This window comes from Brevundimonas sp. (assembly GCF_965279155.1).
In the GTDB taxonomy this organism is placed as follows: Bacteria; Pseudomonadota; Alphaproteobacteria; order Caulobacterales; family Caulobacteraceae; genus Brevundimonas.
The window spans coordinates 3117626-3135457 of record NZ_OZ257138.1 but is presented as its reverse complement, the minus strand read 5'-3'; the positions used below and the strand labels follow the sequence as shown (position 1 = coordinate 3135457).

Here is a 17832-nt window from a genome sequence, read left to right as displayed (position 1 = left end):
ATGCCGCTACGTCAGTCTTCGGAAGATATTTGGGACAGACGCATCACTGCAACGTGCGGAACTTCAGCGTGCCCGGCACCGTCTTGAGCTCGCGCAAGGCTTCGGGATCGTAGTCGCGGTCGACATCAGTGATGACATAGCCCGTGCGCTCGTCCGTCTTCAGGTGTTGACCCAGAATATTCAGACCCGCCGACGCCAGCGCACGGTTCAGTTCGGCCAGGACGCCCGGCTGGTTCCTGTGGATGTGCAGGATGCGGTGAGTGCCGGACACCTCGGCCAACTGCACGTTCGGCAGGTTGACGCTGAAGGTCGTGTCGCCGCGATTGAGATAGCCCAGCAGCCGCTCGGCCGCGAACTCGGCGATGGCCTCCTGCGCCTCCTCGGTCGAGCCGCCGATGTGGGGCGTCAGGATCATGTTGGGCAGGCCCTGCAACGGGCTTTCGAACGGATCGGCGTTGGTGCGCGGCTCTTCCGGGAAGACGTCCACGGCGGCGCCGGCGACGCGGCCCGAGCCCATGGCCTGGGACAGGGCGCCGACATCGACCACATGGCCGCGCGACAGGTTCAGGAACAGCGCGCCTTCCTTCATCCTGGCGAACTGGGCCGCACCGAAGATGTTGGCGTTGTCCTTGCGGCCATCGACATGCAGGGTGACTACGTCGCTCTCGCCCAGCAGGGCGTCCAGCGAACGCATCCGCCGGGCATTGCCCAGAGCCAGCCGCTCTGACAGGTCGTAGAACAGCACCCGCATCCCCAGGTTCTCGGCCAGCACCGACAACTGGCTGCCGATGGCGCCATAGCCGACGATGCCCAGGGTCTTGCCGCGCAGTTCCTTGGAGCCCGTGGCGGACTTGTTCCACTTGCCGACATGCATGGCGGCCGACTTGTCCGCCACGTCGCGCATCAGGACGATCATCAGACCGATGGCCAGTTCGACGACCGAGCGGGTGTTCGAATAGGGGGCGTTGAACACCGCCACGCCGTGATCCGACGCTGCGTCCAGATCGATCTGGTTGGTGCCGATGCAGAAGGCGGCGACGGCCATCAGACGGTCGGCCTCTTCCAGCACCCGGCGGCTGACCGTGGTCTTGGAACGGAGGCCCAGCACGTGCACGCCCTTGATCGCGGCGATAAGGTCGTCCTCGTCCAGAGCGCCCTTGACCGTCTCGACCGAATAGCCCGCCTCCTCCAGCCGCTCGACGGCGGCGGGGTGGATGTTTTCCAGCAGCAACATCTTCATGCGGCTGCGCGGAAAGGACCAGCGGCCGACCAGGCCCTCGGCGTGCAGCACCTCGTCCAGGGACGCGGCCTCGGCGTCGGCGACCTGAACCACCGGCGTGCGGCGCACCACCTCGGTGAAGGCGTAGAAGGCGTCGGCGGCGCCGGCGATCTTGACCTCGGCGTCGTTCCAGCCGTCACCGATCATGACCACCCGGCCCGACAGGTTCAGGGCATGGATGGCGGCCGGCTTGCCGTTGGCGTGCGACAGAGGATTAGCGTCGTCCACGCCGATCACGCGGTCGTCGGCGTCATAGACCAGGTCGTTGCACAGGATGCGGTCGGGCGAGACGCCCAACTCTTCCGCCACCGGCGCGATCACCTCGCGGAAGCCGCCGGAGAGGATGATCACCTTGCCCTTGTTCTGCTGGAAGAAGTTCAGGTTGCGGCGGACGGACGCCGTCAGATGATCCGAGGCCGTCAGCGCCAGCGCCGCGACATGGGCGCGCGTAAGAGGCAGCAGGGCCAGACGACGGCGCAAAGCCTCGCCGAACTCCAGCTCTCCGGCCATGGCCTGATCGGTCAGGGCTGCGATCTGCGCACGCGTCTCGGCCGCGCCCGGCGCATCGGCCAATGCGATGTCGGCCAGGGCCTCAAGGGTCTCGAAATCGACCAGGGTCGAATCGAAGTCGAAGATCAGGGTGGGGCGAGCGCTCATGGCCGGCGTCTTAGCGGCCTTCGCGCCTGCGGCAAAGCCAAGCCGTGCTGATGATTGGGCTCAGTTGCGCTTAAACCTTGCCGCCCGTCGCGATTTTCACACGGCGGGCGGCAAGAAAATGTCAGAAGTGAACGATACGGCGCACGCGGCTGTCGGGACGACGGCTTTCCAGCACGGCCGCGCCGATGGCGGCGGCTATGGTGGCGACGGCCAGAATCGCCCCGCCCTCGCGCGCATGATCGCGAGCATAGGCGCCGGCATCGTCTGCATAACGACGCGCCGTCTTGCCCTGCTTCTTCAACGCCTTTTTGGAGCCCTTGCGGGCCGATCGGAACCAATCATCGGCCCGATCACGCGCATCGTAGGCGGCATCAGCGGCACGATGGCGTGCGTCGCGCGACAGTTCGCTGGCGCGTTCGCCCGCATCTTCGGCCCGGTGGCGGAAGGCGTCGACGGCGTCATGGAAGCGATCGCGCAGTTCCGATGTGTCCACCCAGCCGCGCGGATCGATACGGGTCTTGATACGCTGATAGCGGGTCGGACCGCTGCGTTGCGTCAGATAGACGACCGCGACGGCGCCCAGGACGATGGCGGCAAGGCTGCCGGCGGTGATGCCGGGATGTTTGCGAATCTCTTCGATCGGATCGATATCGCGGATCATCGGCGGAACCTCTTCAGTGATTGGCGTGGTGATGGGCGGAGCGACGGCTCCGCTTGAGCCAAAAGAGCGAACCGCGCTGGAAACGGTTCCGTCGTATCGCCGAGGCAGAAGAAATCATCGCGCAGAACGACGTGCCGCGCCGCAACGGATGAACCTCTTATCATCGGGCCTTCGGGCGCCTAAATAGCCGCGATCCCGAAATGACGTCGCCAAAGGACCTCGCCGTGACCGATCACGCGCCTCACACCCCCGTTTCCGATGATCTGGCCGCCGCCTTCCAGATCGAGGGCTGGCCCGTGCGTGGTCGCCTGGTCCGCCTGGGCGCGACCATCGACAAGATTCTGGCCGCCCACGCCTATCCCGAGCCGGTCGCCGCCCTGCTGGGCGAGGCCTGCGCCCTGGCGGCCCTGATCGGCTCCAGCCTGAAGTTCGAAGGTCGGCTGCTGGTCCAGGCCCAGGGCGACGGGCCGGTGCGCTATGTCGTCGCCGACTATGGCACCGACGGGTCCTTGCGCGGCTATTGCCGCTACGACGAGGCCGAGGTCGCCGAGGCGTCCAGCGGGTTCGCGCGTCCCGGCGCCCGGTCCTTGCTGGGCCAGGGCGTCTTCATCATGACGCTGGATCGCGGCCCCGACTTCGAACGCACTCAGGGGATCACGCCGATCGAGGGCGAGAGCCTGTCGCTGGCGGCCGAGCATTATTTCCAGCAGTCGGAACAGGTGCCAACCAAGGTGCGGCTGGCCGTCGGTCAGGTCCAGACCGAGACGGGCTCGCAATGGCGGGCCGGCGGGGCGATGATCCAGATCATCGCCGGCGACGACGCACGCGGCTCGACGCAAGAGGTCTGGGACCGCACCCGCGCCCTGTTCGGCACCCTGGGCGACGACGAACTGGTCGATCCGACCATCTCGCCCGAGACCCTGCTGTTCCGGCTGTTCCACGAGGACGGCGTTCGGCTGGAGGGCGCGCGCGAACTGACGGCCGTTTGTCGTTGTTCTCGCGGCCGCATCGCCTCGGTCCTGGCCTCTTTCGACCCGGCCGAACGCGCCGAGATGCTGGAAGACGATGGCAAGATCCACGTCACCTGCGAATACTGCGCCACGGTCTATGCGCTGGACCCCGACGAAGTGGTCGCCGAGCAGATCTGAGCCGGTAGCGGCATGGGCGGTTTCATGAGAGGATCGCACCATGGCCGCCACACGCAAGATCACCGTCGAATTGCCCGAGGAGACAGCGCGCGAGATCGACGCAAAGGTCGCCTCGGGCTTTTCCGAAACCGCCGAAGCCTATGTGCTGGAGAGCGTGGCGAGCTACCTGCTCGGTCAGGACCCGGATATCGCAACCTGGGTGCGTGAGGAAGTCAGACCCGCCTATGACGCGTGGAAGTCAGGCGACGAGCCGGGCATTCCGGCCGAAGGGGCTTTCGACGGAGTGCAGGCCCGCCATCTCGCCCGAAAGGCCGCCGGTTGAAGCCTTGGCGCCTGGTCTTTTCAAGGCGCGCCCTTGCCGACCTCGACGCCATCTACGACTGGGTCGCTGAAAACGCAGGGCGGAAGACCGCCGACCGTTACGCGGAAAGACTTCGGTCGTTCAGCCTTCGCCTGATGCACTATCCCATGCGTGCGGAAGTCCGGGACGATATCTTACCCGGCGTGCGTCTGATCGGCTTCGAGAAAAGCGTGACCCTGGTGTTTGTCGTTGATGAAGACAAAGGCGAGGTTCGTATTTTGCGCCTGCTCTATCGCGGACAGCAGATCGAAATCTGAAAGATCAGCCTTCCAGATCCAGCGAATAGCCCGCCGAGCGGACCGTGCGGATCGGGTTGGCGCTTTCGTCGGCGATGGCCAGGGCCTTGCGCAGCCGGCCGACATGGACATCGACGGTGCGGGCCTCGACATAGACGTCGGAGCCCCAGACGGCGTCCAGCAGCTGTTCGCGGCTGAACACCCGGCCGGGATGCTGCATGAAGTGGTCCAGCAGGCGGAACTCGGTCGGGCCGAGATGCACTTCCTGGCCCGAACGCTTCACGCGGTGCGAGACGCGATCGATGATGATATCGCCATGGTTCAGGCGGTCGTCGGCCAGACCCGGACGGATGCGGCGCAGAACGGCGCGGATGCGGGCGATCAGTTCGACCATCGAGAAGGGCTTGGTCAGATAGTCGTCGGCGCCGGTGTCCAGGCCCCGAACCCGGTCGCTCTCCTCGCCGCGCGCCGTCAGCATGATGATCGGCAGGTTGCGGGTCTCGGCCTTGCCGCGAATGCGGCGGCAGACCTCGATGCCCGACAGTTTGGGCAGCATCCAGTCCAGCAAGACCAGGTCGGGCAGGCGCTCGTCGATCTGGAGCATGCCCTCCTCGCCGTCGGCGGCGACGGCGACGTCGTAGCCTTCCTTTTCGAGGTTGTACTGAAGAAGGGTCGCCAGCGCGTCCTCGTCTTCCATCACAAGGATATAGGGCTGCACGTCGGGTCTCCGGTCTCAGGTCAATGAGTCGAAAGGTTCGGCGTCGGATCGGAATCCTCGGCCGTGGGCTGGGCGCGCGGGCGTTCGCCCACGATGTCTTCGCCCGTGATCTCGTAGTGGACGGTCTCGGCGATGTTGGTCGCGTGGTCGCCGATCCGTTCCAGGTTCTTGGCCATGAAAAGCAGATGGGTGCAGGCGCCGATCGTGCGCGGATCGCCCATCATGTAGGTCAGCAGTTCGCGGAACAGGGCGTTGTAGTGCTCGTCCACCTCGTCGTCGGTCTGCCAGACGGCGACGGCGCGATCCAGTTCCGACGCCGTGTAGGCGTCCAGAACATCCCGCAGGCGGGTCGAAACCAGTCGGCCCATCCGTTCGATCGAACGGGTCAGCGGCTGCATCGGCTCGCCCTCGGCCAGGATCAGCGCGCGCTTGGCGATGTTCTTGGCCAGGTCGCCGGTGCGCTCCAGATCGGTGGCGATCTTCATGGCGCCCAAGGTGCGGCGCAGGTCGCTGGCGACCGGCTGGCGCAGGGCGATCAGGCGAATGGCCTTCTTCTCGATGTCCCGGTGCAGGGCGTCGAGCTTCAGGTCGCGCTCGACCACGGCGCGGGCCAGGGCGATATCGCGCCGGGCGACGGAATCGATGGCGTCAGCCACCTGGGCCTCGGCGAGGCCGCCCATGCGGGCGACCTCGGCCGTGATCTGATTCAGCTCGTCGCCGTAGGCTTTGACCGTGTGCTGGTTCATCGGATTAGCCGAAGCGTCCCGTGATATAGTCGAGCGTGCGCCGTTCGCGTGGATTCTGGAAGATGTCTTCCGTATCCCCGGTCTCGACCAGACGGCCCATGTGGAAGAAGGCGGTGCGTTGCGACACCCGCGCGGCCTGGGCCATCGAGTGGGTGACGATGACGATGCAGAACCGCTCGCGCAGTTCGTCGATCAGTTCCTCGATCCGCGCCGTGGCGATGGGGTCCAAGGCCGAGCAGGGCTCGTCCATCAGGATGACTTCGGGGTTCACGGCGATGGCGCGGGCGATGACCAGACGCTGCTGCTGACCGCCAGACAGGCCCATGGCCGACGATTGCAGGCGGTCGGCGACCTCTTCCCACAGTCCGGCGCGCTTCAAGGCCTTTTCGACCACGTCGTCCATCTCGGCCTTGGACGAGACCAGGCCGTGGATTTTCGGGCCGTAGGCGACGTTTTCGTAGATCGACTTCGGGAAGGGGTTCGGGCGCTGGAACACCATGCCGACGCGGGCGCGCAGCAGCACCGGGTCGATGGAGCGGTCGTTGATGTCCTCGTCATCCATCGCGATCCGGCCGGTGACCTTGCAGCCCGCGATGGTGTCGTTCATGCGGTTCATCGTCCGCAGGAAGGTCGACTTGCCGCAACCCGAAGGGCCGATCAGGGCCGTGACGGTCTTGTCCGGGATATCCAGCGAGACGTCGTACAGCGCCTGCTTGCCTTCATAGAAGACAGACACGTCGCGCGCGGCGATCTTGATCGGGCCGACCGGCGGGCTGTCCACGACGGTGGCGTTCGACACGGGCGTCGCGTCTTCGAGACGCGGCTCGGCGGCGGCGCGGGCTTTGGACGGCGTGACTTCGGGCAGGACCTGGCCGCCCATGCGCGGGGTCTCGGTCGGATCGACCGGACCGGCGCCGGTCTGGTCTTCGGCGGAGCGGAAAATACGGAATTTCATTCTCTTACCACCGGCGCTCGAAGCGCCGCCTCAGGATGATGGCCGCCGCGTTCATGATGATCATGAAGACCAGCAGGACGATGATCGCCGCGGCGGTGCGTTCGTGGAACGCCCGCTCCGAGGCGTTCTCCCAGATGTAGATCAGCGAAGGCAGCGCCCCGACCGGCTGGTCGATGGCCGCCGGCACGCCGGGCACGAAGCTGACCATGCCGATCAGCAGCAGCGGCGCGGTCTCGCCCAGGGCGTGGGCCATTGAGATGATGGCGCCAGTCATGACGCCGGGCATGGCCAGCGGCAGAACGTGGCTGAACACCGTCTGCGTCTTGGAGGCGCCCATGGCCAGGGCGGCCTCGCGGATCGACGGCGGCACCGCTTTCAGGGCCGAGCGGGTGGCGATGACCAGGGTCGGGAGCGCCATCAGGGCCAGGACCAGACCGCCGACGATCGGACTGGCGCGCGGCAGATGCATCCAGTTGATGAACAGGGCCAGGCCCAGCAGGCCGTAGACGATCGACGGCACGGCCGCGAGGTTGTTGATGTTGACCTCGATGATGTCCGTCAGCCTGTTCTTGGGCGCGAACTCTTCCAGCCAGATGGCTGCGCCGACGCCCAGCGGAATGGCGATCAGGGCCGTGACCATCAGCATCAGGGCCGAGCCGACCACCGCGCCCAACACGCCCGCCAGTTCCGGCTGGGTCGAGTCGCCATTGGTGAACAGGGCGGTGTTGAAGTGCGAGCCGATCACGCCTTCGGTCTGCATCCGGTCCAGCCAGGCGATCTGCTGGTCGGTCAGGCGGCGCTGGTCCTCAGGGGTCTCCCTGGAGATTTCACCCTTCAGATACAGGTCGGCGTCGTCGGACAGAGGGACGGCCAGGGGCACCGTCTCGCCGATGACTTCGCTGCGTTTCGAGACTAGGTCGGCGGCGACGAACTTCAGTTCAGACGAAAACAGACGCTTCATCTGTGCAGCCCTGGTTCCGGCGGCGTCGTCCTGAACGCCCATGCGGGCCAGTTGCTGCTCGGCCGCCAATTGCTCGAAGTTGGAGCCTTGCGGGTAGGCGCGATCGATGCGGGCCGGGTCCATATAGACCGGCACGGTCACCGTATGGGTATAGAAGGCGGTGTGGCCCTGTTCGACGATGCGGACCAAGAGGACCGCTAGGAACAGCATGGCGGCGGCGATGGCCAGGCGGCCATACCACTTGAAGCGGGCTTCCTTGGCGTGCCGACGCTTCAGGCCCGCGCGCAGACGATCCAGCCGCCCCTTGGCGGCGACGCCGTCGATCCGGTCGGGGGTCGCGTCAGTCATATTGTTCCCGATAGGTCTGGACGATCCGGTGGGCGATGATGTTCAGCACCAGGGTCACGAGGAACAGGGTCAGGCCCAGGCCGAAGGCTGACAAGGTCTTGGCGCTGTTGAACTCCTGGTCGCCGGTCAGCAGGGTCACGATCTGCACGGTGACGGTGGTCACGGTGTCCAGCGGATTGAAGGTCAGGTTGGCGGCCAGGCCCGCGGCCATGGTCACGATCATGGTTTCGCCGATGGCCCGCGACACGGCCAGCAACAGCGCGCCGGCGACGCCCGGAAGAGCTGCAGGCATCAGGACCCGCTTCACCGTTTCGGACTTGGTGGCGCCCATGGCGAATGAACCGTCACGCAGCGACTGAGGCACGGCGTTCAGGATGTCGTCGGACAGGGACGAGACGAACGGGATCAGCATGATGCCCATCACGGCGCCGGCCGTCAGGGCCATCTGGTTCTGAACCAGCGACAGATACTGGCCCAGTCCGTCCAGAGGCCCGCCGATCAGGAAGAGGCCAATCTCGTTGAAGAAGACCCGCAGCAACGGCCCCACTGTCAGGGCGGCGAAGAAGCCATAGACGACGGTCGGCACGCCGGCCAGAATCTCCAGTAGCGGCTTGATCACCGCGCGGGTCGTACGGCCGGCGTATTCCGACAGATAGATGGCCGACAGCAGGCCGATCGGCGCGGCGACGCACATAGCGATCACCATGATCAGCAGGGTGCCGGCGAACAGGGGCACGGCCCCGAAGGCGCCCGACGACCCGACCTGATCGGCGCGGATGGCGATCTGGGGGCTCCACTGGGTCCCGAACAGAAAGTCGAGGATCGGCACCTTCTGGAAGAAGCGGAAGCTGTCGAAGGCCAGAGAGGCGATGATGCCGAGGGTCGTCAGGACGGCGATGGCCGAGCAGACGAACAGGGCGCCGTAGATCCAGCCCTCGACCCGGTTGCGGGCGCGGATGTTGGGCTTGATCTGGGTCAGGGCGAACAGGCCACCCAGGATGGCGGCCAGAATGGCGGCGACCCCGCCGCCCCAGGACAGGGTGCGCTCGATGCGGACCATGCGGCGCGCCTCGACCGGCAGATGCTCGGCCAGCGGGCGCTCCCAGATCTGCAGGGCAGGCTCGCCGCGACCGACGCGGTGGGCGTCGGCGAAGAAGGCGTCGCGGCGGAAGTGTTCCAGAGCGGCGACGGCGTCAGGCGTGCCGACGGCGGTCAGTTGGCGCTGCAACGGTGCAGAGAAGACCGAGGCCAGGATCAGCACCAGCAGGGCGGGCGCAGCAACCCAGATCAGCGCATAGGCGCCGTGCTGGCCGGGCCGGGAATGAGGTTTGGCGCCGACCGCGCGACGACGCGCGAGCTCGCGTCCGCCGAGGAAGGCGGCCGCGCTCAGCGCGATGAGGATCAGCAGGTAAATCCAGATCATTCAGAAGTCCGAAGCGCCGTGCGCGAATCGGCGACGGTCCTGAACATCGGGACCAACGCGGCGCGACTACTGCCTGTGAATGGTCAGCGGATTACGACGGGTCGATGACAGTTGGGTGACACCGACGGGCCCTCGCGGCTCTAGCGCCGCTCGACCGGCTGGGGGAACCAGGCGGTGAAGGCCGCGCCCATGCCGGGCGCGCTTTCGACGACCAGGCCGCCCTGGTGCCGATTGATGATGTGCTTGACGATGGCCAGCCCCAGGCCGGTCCCCTGCCGTTCGCCGCTCTTCTGGCCCTCGACCCGATAGAAGCGCTCGGTCAGGCGTGGCAGGTGTTCACGCGCCATGCCGGGTCCATGATCCCGCACCGTCACGGCGGCGTATGAGATCCCGGACGCCCGGTCAGGCGTGACCAGCGGCAGCCGCGTCGCGCCGGGCATGCGCGACGCCCACGCCTCGTCGAACGACAGGTCCGAACGGACCGAAATCTCGACCGTCCCGCTTCGTGACGAATATTTGACGGCGTTGTCGAGCAGGTTCTGCACGACCTGCAGGATCTCGTCGCGATCCCCGCTGATCGACGCCCTCGCCTCCCCCTGGTCCAAGGCGATGACGATCTCCTTTTCGCGCGTCAGCACGCTGATAGCGTCCACCACGTCCGAGGCGGCGCGGTCCAGATCGACCCGGCCCGACGGCGGAATATGCTCGTTCAGTTCGATGCGGCTGAGCGACAGCAGATCCGCCACTAGACGACCCATCCGGTCCGCTTGAGCCGACATGATGTCCAGGAATCGGTCCCGCGCAGCGACGTCGTCGCGGGCATGGCCCTTCAGCGTCTCGATGAAGCCGCTCAGCGAGGCTAGCGGCGTGCGCAACTCGTGGCTGGCATTGGCGAGGAAATCGACGCGCATCATCTCGGTGCGCCGGGCGTCGGTCTCGTCGCGCAGGATCAGCAGGGCCAGTTCCGCACCCGGCGCCGCGCCTATCTCGACCGACAAGGGGCGCGTCCAGGCGCGCCAGCGTCGATCCCTCTGACCGCCCGTCGCATAGTCGGTGGTGCGCGCCGTGCCGCCGAACAGGGCCTCGTCCACCGCCTCCAGCACGCCGGGTTCGCGAATGACCTGAACCAGCAGCGCGCCCTGACGCTGGATGCGCAGCAGGTCGCGCGCTGCGCCATTGGCCATGACGATGCGTCGGCCGGCGATGTCGTCCGGCTCGCCCCCGCTGACGACCAGCACCGGGTCGTCCAGCGCCTCGAACACCCGGTCCAGTAGGTCGCCCGTCACAATATCCGTCGAAGACTCCGCCTGCCCGCCGTCACTTGCGGCGGGAGCGGTCTCCGCCGTTTCCGACACGTTCAAAAGCCAAGCCGAAGCCGCCACGACCACGGCCCCGCCGACCAGCCAGTTCGCCAGCTCGGGATGCAGGATCGCCAGGATCAGCAAAATCACGATGGCGATGCCGATGCTGGCGCCCACCGTCCATAGCCGCGAGGTGGAAACCGGCGCGACGGGCGATGGCGAGACTTCGTAAGGCATGGAGGGAGAGCGACCTCGTTCTGGAACGCGTTTTGCGATCCTTGCACGGATTCTGTGACGGCGCGCCGACAGCCTGCTGATTGAGTAAGCTTCGCCGCACGGTTTATTTAGGATTTTCTGCGACTGTGTCCCCAAGGGGAGGCCTCGTGGACCGCATCATCTTTTGCATCACGCACGATCACGACTGGCGGATCACTGTGTTCGCAGCCCTGATCTGCCTGGTCGGTCTAGGCGTTTCGACCCACTTCATGGAGCGGAAGCGGACTCGCGATCCTGCTCGACGTCGCCGCTCGGCCATTCTGGCGACCGTAGTCGGCGCCCTGTCGATCTGGGCGACCCATTTCGTGGCCATGCAGGGATTCGTCGCCGGTGTGCCGGTGCGCTACGATCTGTTTCTGACATTGGCTTCGCTCGGCGTCGCTCTTGCCATGATCGGCCTGACGATCGGCTCCACGATGATGGGCAAGGGGCGGATCTGGCGCGTCCTGGCCGCCGTGATCGCCGTCGCAGGCGTCGGCGCCATGCATTATCTCGGCATGGCCGCGATCAAGGGCCCGGCGCATATCATTTGGGATTCCGGCCTGGTCGCCACGTCCATAATCGCGGCGATGATCGTCGGCTGCACGACCGCCTTCTTCTATCGTCGCGGCGGGGCCATACGGTTGCTGGTCACCACCACAGGCCTGTCGATGACCGTGATCGTGCTTCATTTCGTCGGCATGGCGGCGATCAGCATCACGCCCGACCCTACGGTCATGATGGATCAAGGCATATCGTCCGAGGCCATGCGCGTGCTGCTGGGCGCCATCCTGCTGCTGATCTGCGGCATCGCCGGCGCCCTTGGCGTCATGGCCTATATGTCGCGCGCGACCGCGCTGCGCCGCATTCGCGAGGCGGTGGACGCCATGCCCGACGGGCTGGGCTTCTATGATTCGAAGGACCGGCTGGTCCTGTGGAACGCTCGCTACGCCGAGGTGAACCCCGAGCTTGAACCTCACCTCATCGTCGGCCTGTCCTTCCGCGAGGCCTTGCGGATCGGCATCGACGAAGGCCGCTACGCCGAGGCGCTGGGGCGCGAGGAGGAATGGCTGAACGAACGGATGCAGGCGCGGCGTCATCTGTCGTCCAACAGCGAGCAGCAGGTCGCCGGCGGCCGCTGGCTGCGCATCCAGGACCGGCGCACCTCGGAAGGCGGCACGGTCACGGTCTGCAACGACATCACCGACCTGAAACGCGACGCTCAGGCTTTGGCCGAGGCGCGCGACGCCGCCGAGGCCGCCAACGTCGCCAAGAGCCAGTTCCTGGCCAATATGAGCCACGAGATTCGCACGCCCCTGAATGGCGTGATCGGTCTGTCTCAGGCCTTGTCCAAGACCGAACTGACGCCGGACCAGCGCGAGATGCTGGATCTGATGCAGGCGTCGGGCAAGACGCTGCAGACCCTGCTCAGCGACATCCTGGATCTGGCGCGCGTCGAATCGGGCAAGCTGGAGCTGACCGAGGACGCCTTCGAACTGGCGACCGTCGTGCGTGAGGCGGCTCAGTTGTATGCCGAGAACGCCCGCGAGAAGCACCTGGACTTTCACGTCGACATCGATCTGGAGGACGATGTGTGGGTGCTGGGCGACGCCGTTCGCCTGAAACAGGTGCTGACCAATCTGATTTCCAATGCGGTGAAGTTCACCAGCCAGGGCTTCGTCGGGCTGATCGTCCAGCGCGGCCTGGATCAAGACCGGCGGCCGGTGCTGCGCTTCACTGTCGAGGACAGCGGCATCGGCTTCGACGCCGCGACCCGCAGCCGGTTGTTCAACCGATTCGAACAGGCGGACGGCGGTATCACGCGCAAGTTCGGCGGCTCGGGCCTGGGCCTGTCCATCTGCCGTCAGCTGGCGGAAATGATGGGCGGCGACCTGGGATGCGAAAGCGAGCCGGGCGGCGGGGCCGCCTTCATCTTGACCCTGCCGCTGAGGCAATGCGAAGCCCCCAAGAGCCGGGAGCCTATGGCTGTGGAGACCTATGCCGACGACGATCAGCGCGCGGTGCGGGTGCTGGTGGCGGACGACCATCCGACCAACCGCCGCGTCATCGAACTGATTCTCGCCCAGACCTCGGCCCAGATCGTGATCGCGGAGAACGGCGCCCAGGCGCTGGAAGCCTTCCGCGCCGATGCGTTCGACCTGGTGTTGATGGACATGCAGATGCCGATCATGGACGGGCTGACGGCGACGCAGGAGATTCGTCTGCACGAGACGACGATGGGGCTAGGCCGCACGCCCATCGTCATGCTGACCGCCAACGCCATGCCCGAACACGTCGCCGCCGGACGCGCGGCGGGCGCCGACCACCATCTGGCCAAGCCGTTCAACGCCGCCGAACTGCTAGGCATCGTCGCGGCGCCCGTTTCGCTGCTGAAGGACCGGGCGCAAGCGGCTTGAGCGGACCTTTGACGGTTGCGCCATGGGCTTGATGCGTGTAATAGCCCGCGCTCTTGAATTCGAGGGTTCATCACCCCCGCCGCGAGAGCCTACGAGTTGGCGCGGCGTTTCCGTTGTTGTTGAGGCGAGCCACATGGCCGAGATCATTCTGAACGTGGACGTCCGCGATGGCGTCGGCACTGGCGGCGCTCGCGCTGCGCGTCGCGCTGGTTTCGTGCCGGGCGTCCTGTACGGCGGCGAGCAAGCCCCCGTCGCCATTTCGGTGAACGAGAAGGACTTCCGCAAGTCCCTCTACACCGGCAAGCTGCTGGGCCACCTGGTGACCCTGAAGTATGGCGACGAGACCCAGCCGGTCATCGCCAAGGACGTGCAGTTCGACCCCGTGTCGGACCGTCCCCTGCACTTCGACCTGATGCGCGTCGACGCCAAGGCCCCGGTCAAGATCGAAGTCGCGGTCCACTTCGCGAACGCCGACGAGGCTCCGTTCTCGCGTCAGGGCGGTTCGCTGGAAGTCGTGCGTCACGCCGTCGAGATCCTGGTCCGCGCCGACCAGATCCCGGAAGAACTGGTTGTCGACCTGGCCAAGGCCGAGATCGGCGACACCATCCGCATGTCGGACATCAACCTGCCCAAGGGCGCGGAAGCCACCATCACCGACCGTGACTTCGTGATCGCCACGATCAAGATCTCGTCCGCCGCTCTGTCGGAAGCCGCCGACGAAGCCGCTGACGCCGCCGAAGCCGAAGTCGCTCCGGTCGAGAAGACCGAAGACTGATCCTTCGTCTCTTCGAGAAGATTGCGCCCCGCCCGGTTCGCCGCGGCGGGGCTTTTCTTTGCCCAAGGTTGCGCGGTCGCAGGTGGCGCGCTACCTTTTCGGCATGAACCTGCACACGGCGCGGCCGGACAAGTACAAGCGCTATCGTGAGCGCAAGAAGGCCGCCGGCCTTAAGCAGGTCCGCGTTTGGGCGCTGGACCCCGACGCCCCCGGATTTCGTGAACGCCTGATGGCGGATCAGGTCCGCATACGCGATAGCGAAAGCGAACGCGCCACCGTTGCCTTCATCGAGGCCATGTTGATGCAGGATCTTTCCGAGGACGATGCGACGGAAGCCTATTGAATCGCGGCGACATCATCACCGTCGCGGTGTCAGGCGACCACGGCAAGCCTAGACCCGCCGTCGTGGTCCAGGCCGATATCGTGCAAACCGGCACGATCCTGGTTTGTCTGATGACCAGCGACACGGAAAAGACCGCTCCCTATCGTCTCATGCTGCAACCCACGCCTGGCAATGGCTTGAGAAAGCCAAGCCTTGTTCAGGCGGACAAGATGTATCCAATCGCTCTCGCACGTTGCGGCGACGTGATCGGCTGCCTCGACCAAACGGAACGCGCCATGCTCGACCTTCATCTGCTTTTCGTTCTGGGGCTGGGCGTGGAATGATCATCATCGCTGGGCTCGGCAATCCGGGCGGCAAATACGAGAAGAACCGCCACAACATCGGTTTCATGGCCGCCGACGAGATTTCGCGTCGCTGGCGCTTCGGTCCCGAGCGGGCCAAGTTCCAGTCGATCGTCAGCGAGGGCCAGGTCGAGACGGCCGATGGCCCGGTCAAGGTGCTGCTGATGAAGCCCCAGACCTATATGAACGAGAGCGGCCGTGCTGTCGGCGAGGCGGCGCGCTTCTACAAAATCAAGCCGTCCGAGATCATCGTCTTCCACGACGAGATCGACCTGGCGCCGGGCCGTTTTCGTATGAAGACCGGCGGCGGCGCGGCCGGTCAGAACGGCGTCCGTTCGCTGATCAGCCACCTGGGCGCCGACTTCCGCCGCGCACGTATGGGCATCGGCCATCCAGGCGAGAAGGAATTGGTCATGCCCCACGTCCTGGGCGACTTCCACAAGGCCGAACAGCCGTGGCTGGATGCGATGCTCCAGGCCTGCGCCGACGCCCTGCCCTTCGCCGCCGCCGGCGACGACGAACGCTATCAGGGCGAGGTCCTGCGCCTCGCGCCCGCCCCCAAGTTCAGCCCGCGCCAGGTCGCGCGCGGCGAGCTTTGACAGATCTGTTCGCCGTGTTTGCCCGACCCGACCATTCGAAAGACCCGACGCCATGAAGACCAAACTCGCCCTCGCCGCCATCGCTGTGTCCCTTGCGGCCTGCAACCCACCCGAACAGGCCAAGGCGCCCGCAGGGGATGCGGCCGCTCCCGTCGCGGCCGCCGCCGTGACCGCAACCGACGCCTGGTGCCGCCCCTCGCCGAACGGGGTAAACGCCGGAGGCTGCTATGTCACCCTGACCGCAGCGACCGACGATCGGCTGACAGGCGGATCCACCCCTCGCGCCGGGTCGCTTCAGGTGCATGAGATGAAGACCGAGAACGGCATGATGAAGATGGCCGAACTGACGGCGGGTCTGCCTTTGCCAGCCGGTCAGGCCGTAGCCTTGGCGCCCGGCGGAAATCACCTGATGCTGATCGAATTGACCGCCCCGCTGGTCGCAGGCGAAACCGTGCCTCTGACCTTCCAGTTCGCCTCGGCCCCGGCGATCACGGTGCAGGCGGAAGTGCGTCAACCGGCCATGGCGGGCATGGATCACAGCGCCCACTGAAGCCTTTTGCAGCGCGAGCCTGACAAACGGGATCGAACCCGCTAAAGGCTCGCGCTCACGAGGAATACCATGGCTCTTAAAGTCGCGATCGTCGGCCTGCCCAACGTCGGCAAGTCCACCCTGTTCAACGCCCTGACCAAGACGGCGGCGGCCCAGGCGGCCAACTATCCGTTCTGCACCATCGAGCCGAACACCGGCGACGTGGCGGTGCCGGAGCCGCGTCTGGACGCCTTGGCCGAGATCGCCGGGTCCAAGGAGATCATCCCCTCACGCATCACTTTCGTGGACATCGCCGGCTTGGTGCGCGGCGCGTCCAAGGGCGAGGGTTTGGGCAACCAATTCCTGGCCAATATCCGCGACTGCGACGCCGTGGCCTTCGTGGCCCGCTGCTTCGTCGATGACGACATCACCCACGTCGAGGACCGTATCGATCCGATCGCCGATCTGGAGATCATCGAGACCGAGCTGATGCTGGCCGACATGGAGAGCCTGGAGCGCCGCCGGCCCCAGCTCGAAAAGCGCGCCAAGGGCGGCGACAAGGAATCGGGCCTGACCCTGAAGCTGGTCGATCTGGCCTTGGCCCAGCTGAACGCCGGCAAGCCCGCCCGCACCGCCGACGTGTCCAAAGACGACGCCAAGGCCTGGCACATGCTGCAACTGCTGACCGCCCTGCCCGCTCTCTATGTGTCGAACGTCGAGGAAGGTTCGGCCGACAAGGGCAACGACCTGTCCGACAAGGTCGCGGCCCGCGCCGCCCAGGACAACGCCAATTCGGTCGTCATCTCGGCCCAGATCGAATCCGAGATCGCCGTGCTGGACGACGAGGAGCAGAAGGAGTTCCTGGAAACCCTGGGTCTGGAAGAGCCCGGCCTGAACCGCCTGATCCGCGAGGCCTACAAGCTGCTGGGTCTGCAGACCTATTTCACGGTCGGCCCCAAGGAAGCCCGCGCTTGGACCATCCCCGTCGGCGCCACCGGCCCCCAGGCGGCCGGCGTGATCCACACCGACTTCGAGAAGGGCTTCATCCGCGCCGAAACCATCGCCTATGACGACTTCGTCGCTTTGCGCGGCGAGGCCAAGGCGCGCGAGGCCGGCAAGCTGCGCGCCGAAGGCAAGACCTATGTCGTCAAGGACGGCGACGTGATGAACTTCCTGTTCAACTAGGCGGCGCGGCGGGCGGGGTCTCGGCCCCGTCCGGCTTCATCATCTTTTCCAGTGGATTGGCGGGATCGGGCGCACGCGGCGAGCCGGGGCAGCGCGCCAGTTTCACCGTCGTCATGTCCCGGTCGATGTATGTCAGGTTCATCACGTCGCCGGTCGTTGTCATATGCACACGCTCGGTCTTGGCCTGGCCCTGGGTCGCGCACCGCAAAGCCGCGACATAGCCCGAACCCGTCTCGTCGATGCTGGCGATGTCGCAGTTGTGTCCATAGGCTTCGAACCGCAGCGGCGTCAGGGTGATCGGGCTGCGCTCGCCCTGAGGCCGGGCGCACCATTGCGGATTGGCCGCCCACACCCCCACGAAACTACGCGGCCCACGCGACGCCAGAGACGACGGCCCCTTTGCCTCGACTTGCTGCATCGCATCGGGCGTGCGCAGCGGTGCAGCCGGCTCGTTGGGCGGATTGACCTGCTGATCGCCGCAGGCGGCCAGGGCGACTATGGCGGCCACCATCGGGAATAGGGCTGTTTTCATCACGCCACAACGTCACGGCCAAGGTTCGGGTTCAAATCCGCACAGTCATTGCGGTTGATTCT

At 66.0% G+C, this 17832-nt stretch carries 19 protein-coding genes; 10 read left to right on the top strand and 9 right to left on the bottom strand.

All coding sequences use genetic code 11. The features are described from left to right. Positions 1–43 precede the first annotated feature (43 nt). Together serA and ACQY72_RS15195 are read right to left on the bottom strand one after the other, a co-directional pair. Positions 44–1936 carry a phosphoglycerate dehydrogenase gene (serA, locus tag ACQY72_RS15200; protein WP_428154604.1) on the bottom strand — a complete coding sequence of 631 codons (1893 nt, stop codon included), beginning with the start codon at positions 1934–1936 and terminating at the stop codon, positions 44–46. Between the two features lie 121 nt (positions 1937–2057). Next, positions 2058–2597, bottom strand: a complete 540-nt coding sequence (locus ACQY72_RS15195; RefSeq protein ID WP_428154603.1) for a hypothetical protein — start codon at positions 2595–2597, stop codon at positions 2058–2060. 224 nt (positions 2598–2821) lie between these two features. Here ACQY72_RS15195 and ACQY72_RS15190 point away from each other — a divergent pair, with 224 nt between their 5' ends. The 3 genes from ACQY72_RS15190 to ACQY72_RS15180 are packed head-to-tail and all read left to right on the top strand — an operon-like array spanning position 2822 to position 4363. Continuing rightward, positions 2822–3745 (top strand): Hsp33 family molecular chaperone, encoded by a 924-nt coding sequence (locus ACQY72_RS15190; protein ID WP_428154602.1) that lies wholly within the window; start codon positions 2822–2824, stop codon positions 3743–3745. Between the two features lie 40 nt (positions 3746–3785). After that, complete coding sequence (locus ACQY72_RS15185; RefSeq protein ID WP_428154601.1) at positions 3786–4067, top strand: hypothetical protein; 282 nt, start codon at positions 3786–3788, stop codon at positions 4065–4067. Then, entirely contained in the window at positions 4064–4363 is a 300-nt protein-coding gene (locus tag ACQY72_RS15180; protein ID WP_428154600.1) for a type II toxin-antitoxin system RelE/ParE family toxin, read from the top strand. The genes ACQY72_RS15185 and ACQY72_RS15180 overlap by 4 nt, the downstream gene beginning before the upstream one ends. A 4-nt stretch (positions 4364–4367) precedes the next feature. On the opposite strand, the gene phoB is transcribed toward ACQY72_RS15180, so the two are convergent. The 6 genes from phoB to ACQY72_RS15150 all read right to left on the bottom strand — a co-directional run bounded on the left by phoB (position 4368) and on the right by ACQY72_RS15150 (position 11031). Beyond that, a complete protein-coding gene (gene phoB, locus ACQY72_RS15175; RefSeq protein WP_135195153.1) occupies positions 4368–5060 on the bottom strand; it encodes a phosphate regulon transcriptional regulator PhoB in 693 nt (230 codons plus the stop codon). Between the two features lie 20 nt (positions 5061–5080). Next, positions 5081–5806 (bottom strand): phosphate signaling complex protein PhoU, encoded by a 726-nt coding sequence (gene phoU / locus ACQY72_RS15170; RefSeq protein WP_346496427.1) that lies wholly within the window; start codon positions 5804–5806, stop codon positions 5081–5083. A gap of 4 nt (positions 5807–5810) precedes the next feature. Continuing rightward, entirely contained in the window at positions 5811–6761 is a 951-nt protein-coding gene (gene pstB / locus ACQY72_RS15165) for a phosphate ABC transporter ATP-binding protein PstB (RefSeq protein ID WP_428154598.1), read from the bottom strand. 4 nt (positions 6762–6765) lie between these two features. Continuing rightward, entirely contained in the window at positions 6766–8070 is a 1305-nt protein-coding gene (gene pstA / locus ACQY72_RS15160; RefSeq protein ID WP_428154596.1) for a phosphate ABC transporter permease PstA, read from the bottom strand. Continuing rightward, positions 8063–9493 (bottom strand): phosphate ABC transporter permease subunit PstC, encoded by a 1431-nt coding sequence (gene pstC, locus ACQY72_RS15155; protein WP_428154594.1) that lies wholly within the window; start codon positions 9491–9493, stop codon positions 8063–8065. Before pstC ends, pstA begins: the two co-directional genes overlap by 8 nt. A 140-nt stretch (positions 9494–9633) precedes the next feature. Beyond that, the gene (locus tag ACQY72_RS15150) at positions 9634–11031 is read right to left on the bottom strand and encodes an ATP-binding protein (RefSeq protein WP_428154592.1); all 1398 of its coding nucleotides are present in this window, start codon (positions 11029–11031) and stop codon (positions 9634–9636) included. A 146-nt stretch (positions 11032–11177) separates the two neighbouring features. Here ACQY72_RS15150 and ACQY72_RS15145 point away from each other — a divergent pair, with 146 nt between their 5' ends. The 7 genes from ACQY72_RS15145 to ychF all read left to right on the top strand — a co-directional run bounded on the left by ACQY72_RS15145 (position 11178) and on the right by ychF (position 17238). Beyond that, a complete protein-coding gene (locus tag ACQY72_RS15145; RefSeq protein WP_428154590.1) occupies positions 11178–13466 on the top strand; it encodes an ATP-binding protein in 2289 nt (762 codons plus the stop codon). A 133-nt stretch (positions 13467–13599) separates the two neighbouring features. After that, positions 13600–14241, top strand: a complete 642-nt coding sequence (locus ACQY72_RS15140) for a 50S ribosomal protein L25/general stress protein Ctc (RefSeq protein WP_372693418.1) — start codon at positions 13600–13602, stop codon at positions 14239–14241. Between the two features lie 103 nt (positions 14242–14344). Beyond that, positions 14345–14584, top strand: a complete 240-nt coding sequence (locus ACQY72_RS15135) for an antitoxin MazE-like protein (RefSeq protein ID WP_428154588.1) — start codon at positions 14345–14347, stop codon at positions 14582–14584. After that, on the top strand, positions 14581–14907 hold the full coding sequence (locus ACQY72_RS15130) for a type II toxin-antitoxin system PemK/MazF family toxin (protein ID WP_428154586.1): 327 nt from the start codon (positions 14581–14583) through the stop codon (positions 14905–14907). The genes ACQY72_RS15135 and ACQY72_RS15130 overlap by 4 nt, the downstream gene beginning before the upstream one ends. After that, the gene (gene pth / locus ACQY72_RS15125) at positions 14904–15524 is read left to right on the top strand and encodes an aminoacyl-tRNA hydrolase (protein WP_428154584.1); all 621 of its coding nucleotides are present in this window, start codon (positions 14904–14906) and stop codon (positions 15522–15524) included. Before ACQY72_RS15130 ends, pth begins: the two co-directional genes overlap by 4 nt. A 52-nt stretch (positions 15525–15576) precedes the next feature. Beyond that, a complete protein-coding gene (locus tag ACQY72_RS15120) occupies positions 15577–16074 on the top strand; it encodes a copper chaperone PCu(A)C (protein WP_428154582.1) in 498 nt (165 codons plus the stop codon). A 69-nt stretch (positions 16075–16143) separates the two neighbouring features. After that, on the top strand, positions 16144–17238 hold the full coding sequence (gene ychF, locus ACQY72_RS15115) for a redox-regulated ATPase YchF (RefSeq protein ID WP_428154580.1): 1095 nt from the start codon (positions 16144–16146) through the stop codon (positions 17236–17238). Here ychF and ACQY72_RS15110 read toward each other — a convergent pair. Then, positions 17231–17749, bottom strand: coding sequence for a hypothetical protein (locus ACQY72_RS15110; RefSeq protein WP_428154578.1), 519 nt, complete (start codon positions 17747–17749; stop codon positions 17231–17233). The two genes, ychF and ACQY72_RS15110, sit on opposite strands and share 8 nt — an antisense overlap. Between the last annotated feature and the right edge of the window lie 83 nt (positions 17750–17832).

What these genes read in the sequence shown, in the direction of transcription:
- serA (WP_428154604.1), bottom strand. Translation starts at nt 1,936, where the DNA reads ATGAGCGCTCGCCCCACCCTGATCTTCGACTTCGATTCGACCCTGGTC.
- ACQY72_RS15195 (WP_428154603.1), bottom strand. Translation starts at nt 2,597, where the DNA reads ATGATCCGCGATATCGATCCGATCGAAGAGATTCGCAAACATCCCGGC.
- ACQY72_RS15185 (WP_428154601.1), top strand. Translation starts at nt 3,786, where the DNA reads ATGGCCGCCACACGCAAGATCACCGTCGAATTGCCCGAGGAGACAGCG.
- phoU (WP_346496427.1), bottom strand. Translation starts at nt 5,806, where the DNA reads ATGAACCAGCACACGGTCAAAGCCTACGGCGACGAGCTGAATCAGATC.
- pstB (WP_428154598.1), bottom strand. Translation starts at nt 6,761, where the DNA reads ATGAAATTCCGTATTTTCCGCTCCGCCGAAGACCAGACCGGCGCCGGT.
- pstA (WP_428154596.1), bottom strand. Translation starts at nt 8,070, where the DNA reads ATGACTGACGCGACCCCCGACCGGATCGACGGCGTCGCCGCCAAGGGG.
- pstC (WP_428154594.1), bottom strand. Translation starts at nt 9,493, where the DNA reads ATGATCTGGATTTACCTGCTGATCCTCATCGCGCTGAGCGCGGCCGCC.
- ACQY72_RS15150 (WP_428154592.1), bottom strand. Translation starts at nt 11,031, where the DNA reads ATGCCTTACGAAGTCTCGCCATCGCCCGTCGCGCCGGTTTCCACCTCG.
- ACQY72_RS15140 (WP_372693418.1), top strand. Translation starts at nt 13,600, where the DNA reads ATGGCCGAGATCATTCTGAACGTGGACGTCCGCGATGGCGTCGGCACT.
- ACQY72_RS15135 (WP_428154588.1), top strand. Translation starts at nt 14,345, where the DNA reads ATGAACCTGCACACGGCGCGGCCGGACAAGTACAAGCGCTATCGTGAG.
- pth (WP_428154584.1), top strand. Translation starts at nt 14,904, where the DNA reads ATGATCATCATCGCTGGGCTCGGCAATCCGGGCGGCAAATACGAGAAG.
- ACQY72_RS15120 (WP_428154582.1), top strand. Translation starts at nt 15,577, where the DNA reads ATGAAGACCAAACTCGCCCTCGCCGCCATCGCTGTGTCCCTTGCGGCC.
- ychF (WP_428154580.1), top strand. Translation starts at nt 16,144, where the DNA reads ATGGCTCTTAAAGTCGCGATCGTCGGCCTGCCCAACGTCGGCAAGTCC.
- ACQY72_RS15110 (WP_428154578.1), bottom strand. Translation starts at nt 17,749, where the DNA reads ATGGTGGCCGCCATAGTCGCCCTGGCCGCCTGCGGCGATCAGCAGGTC.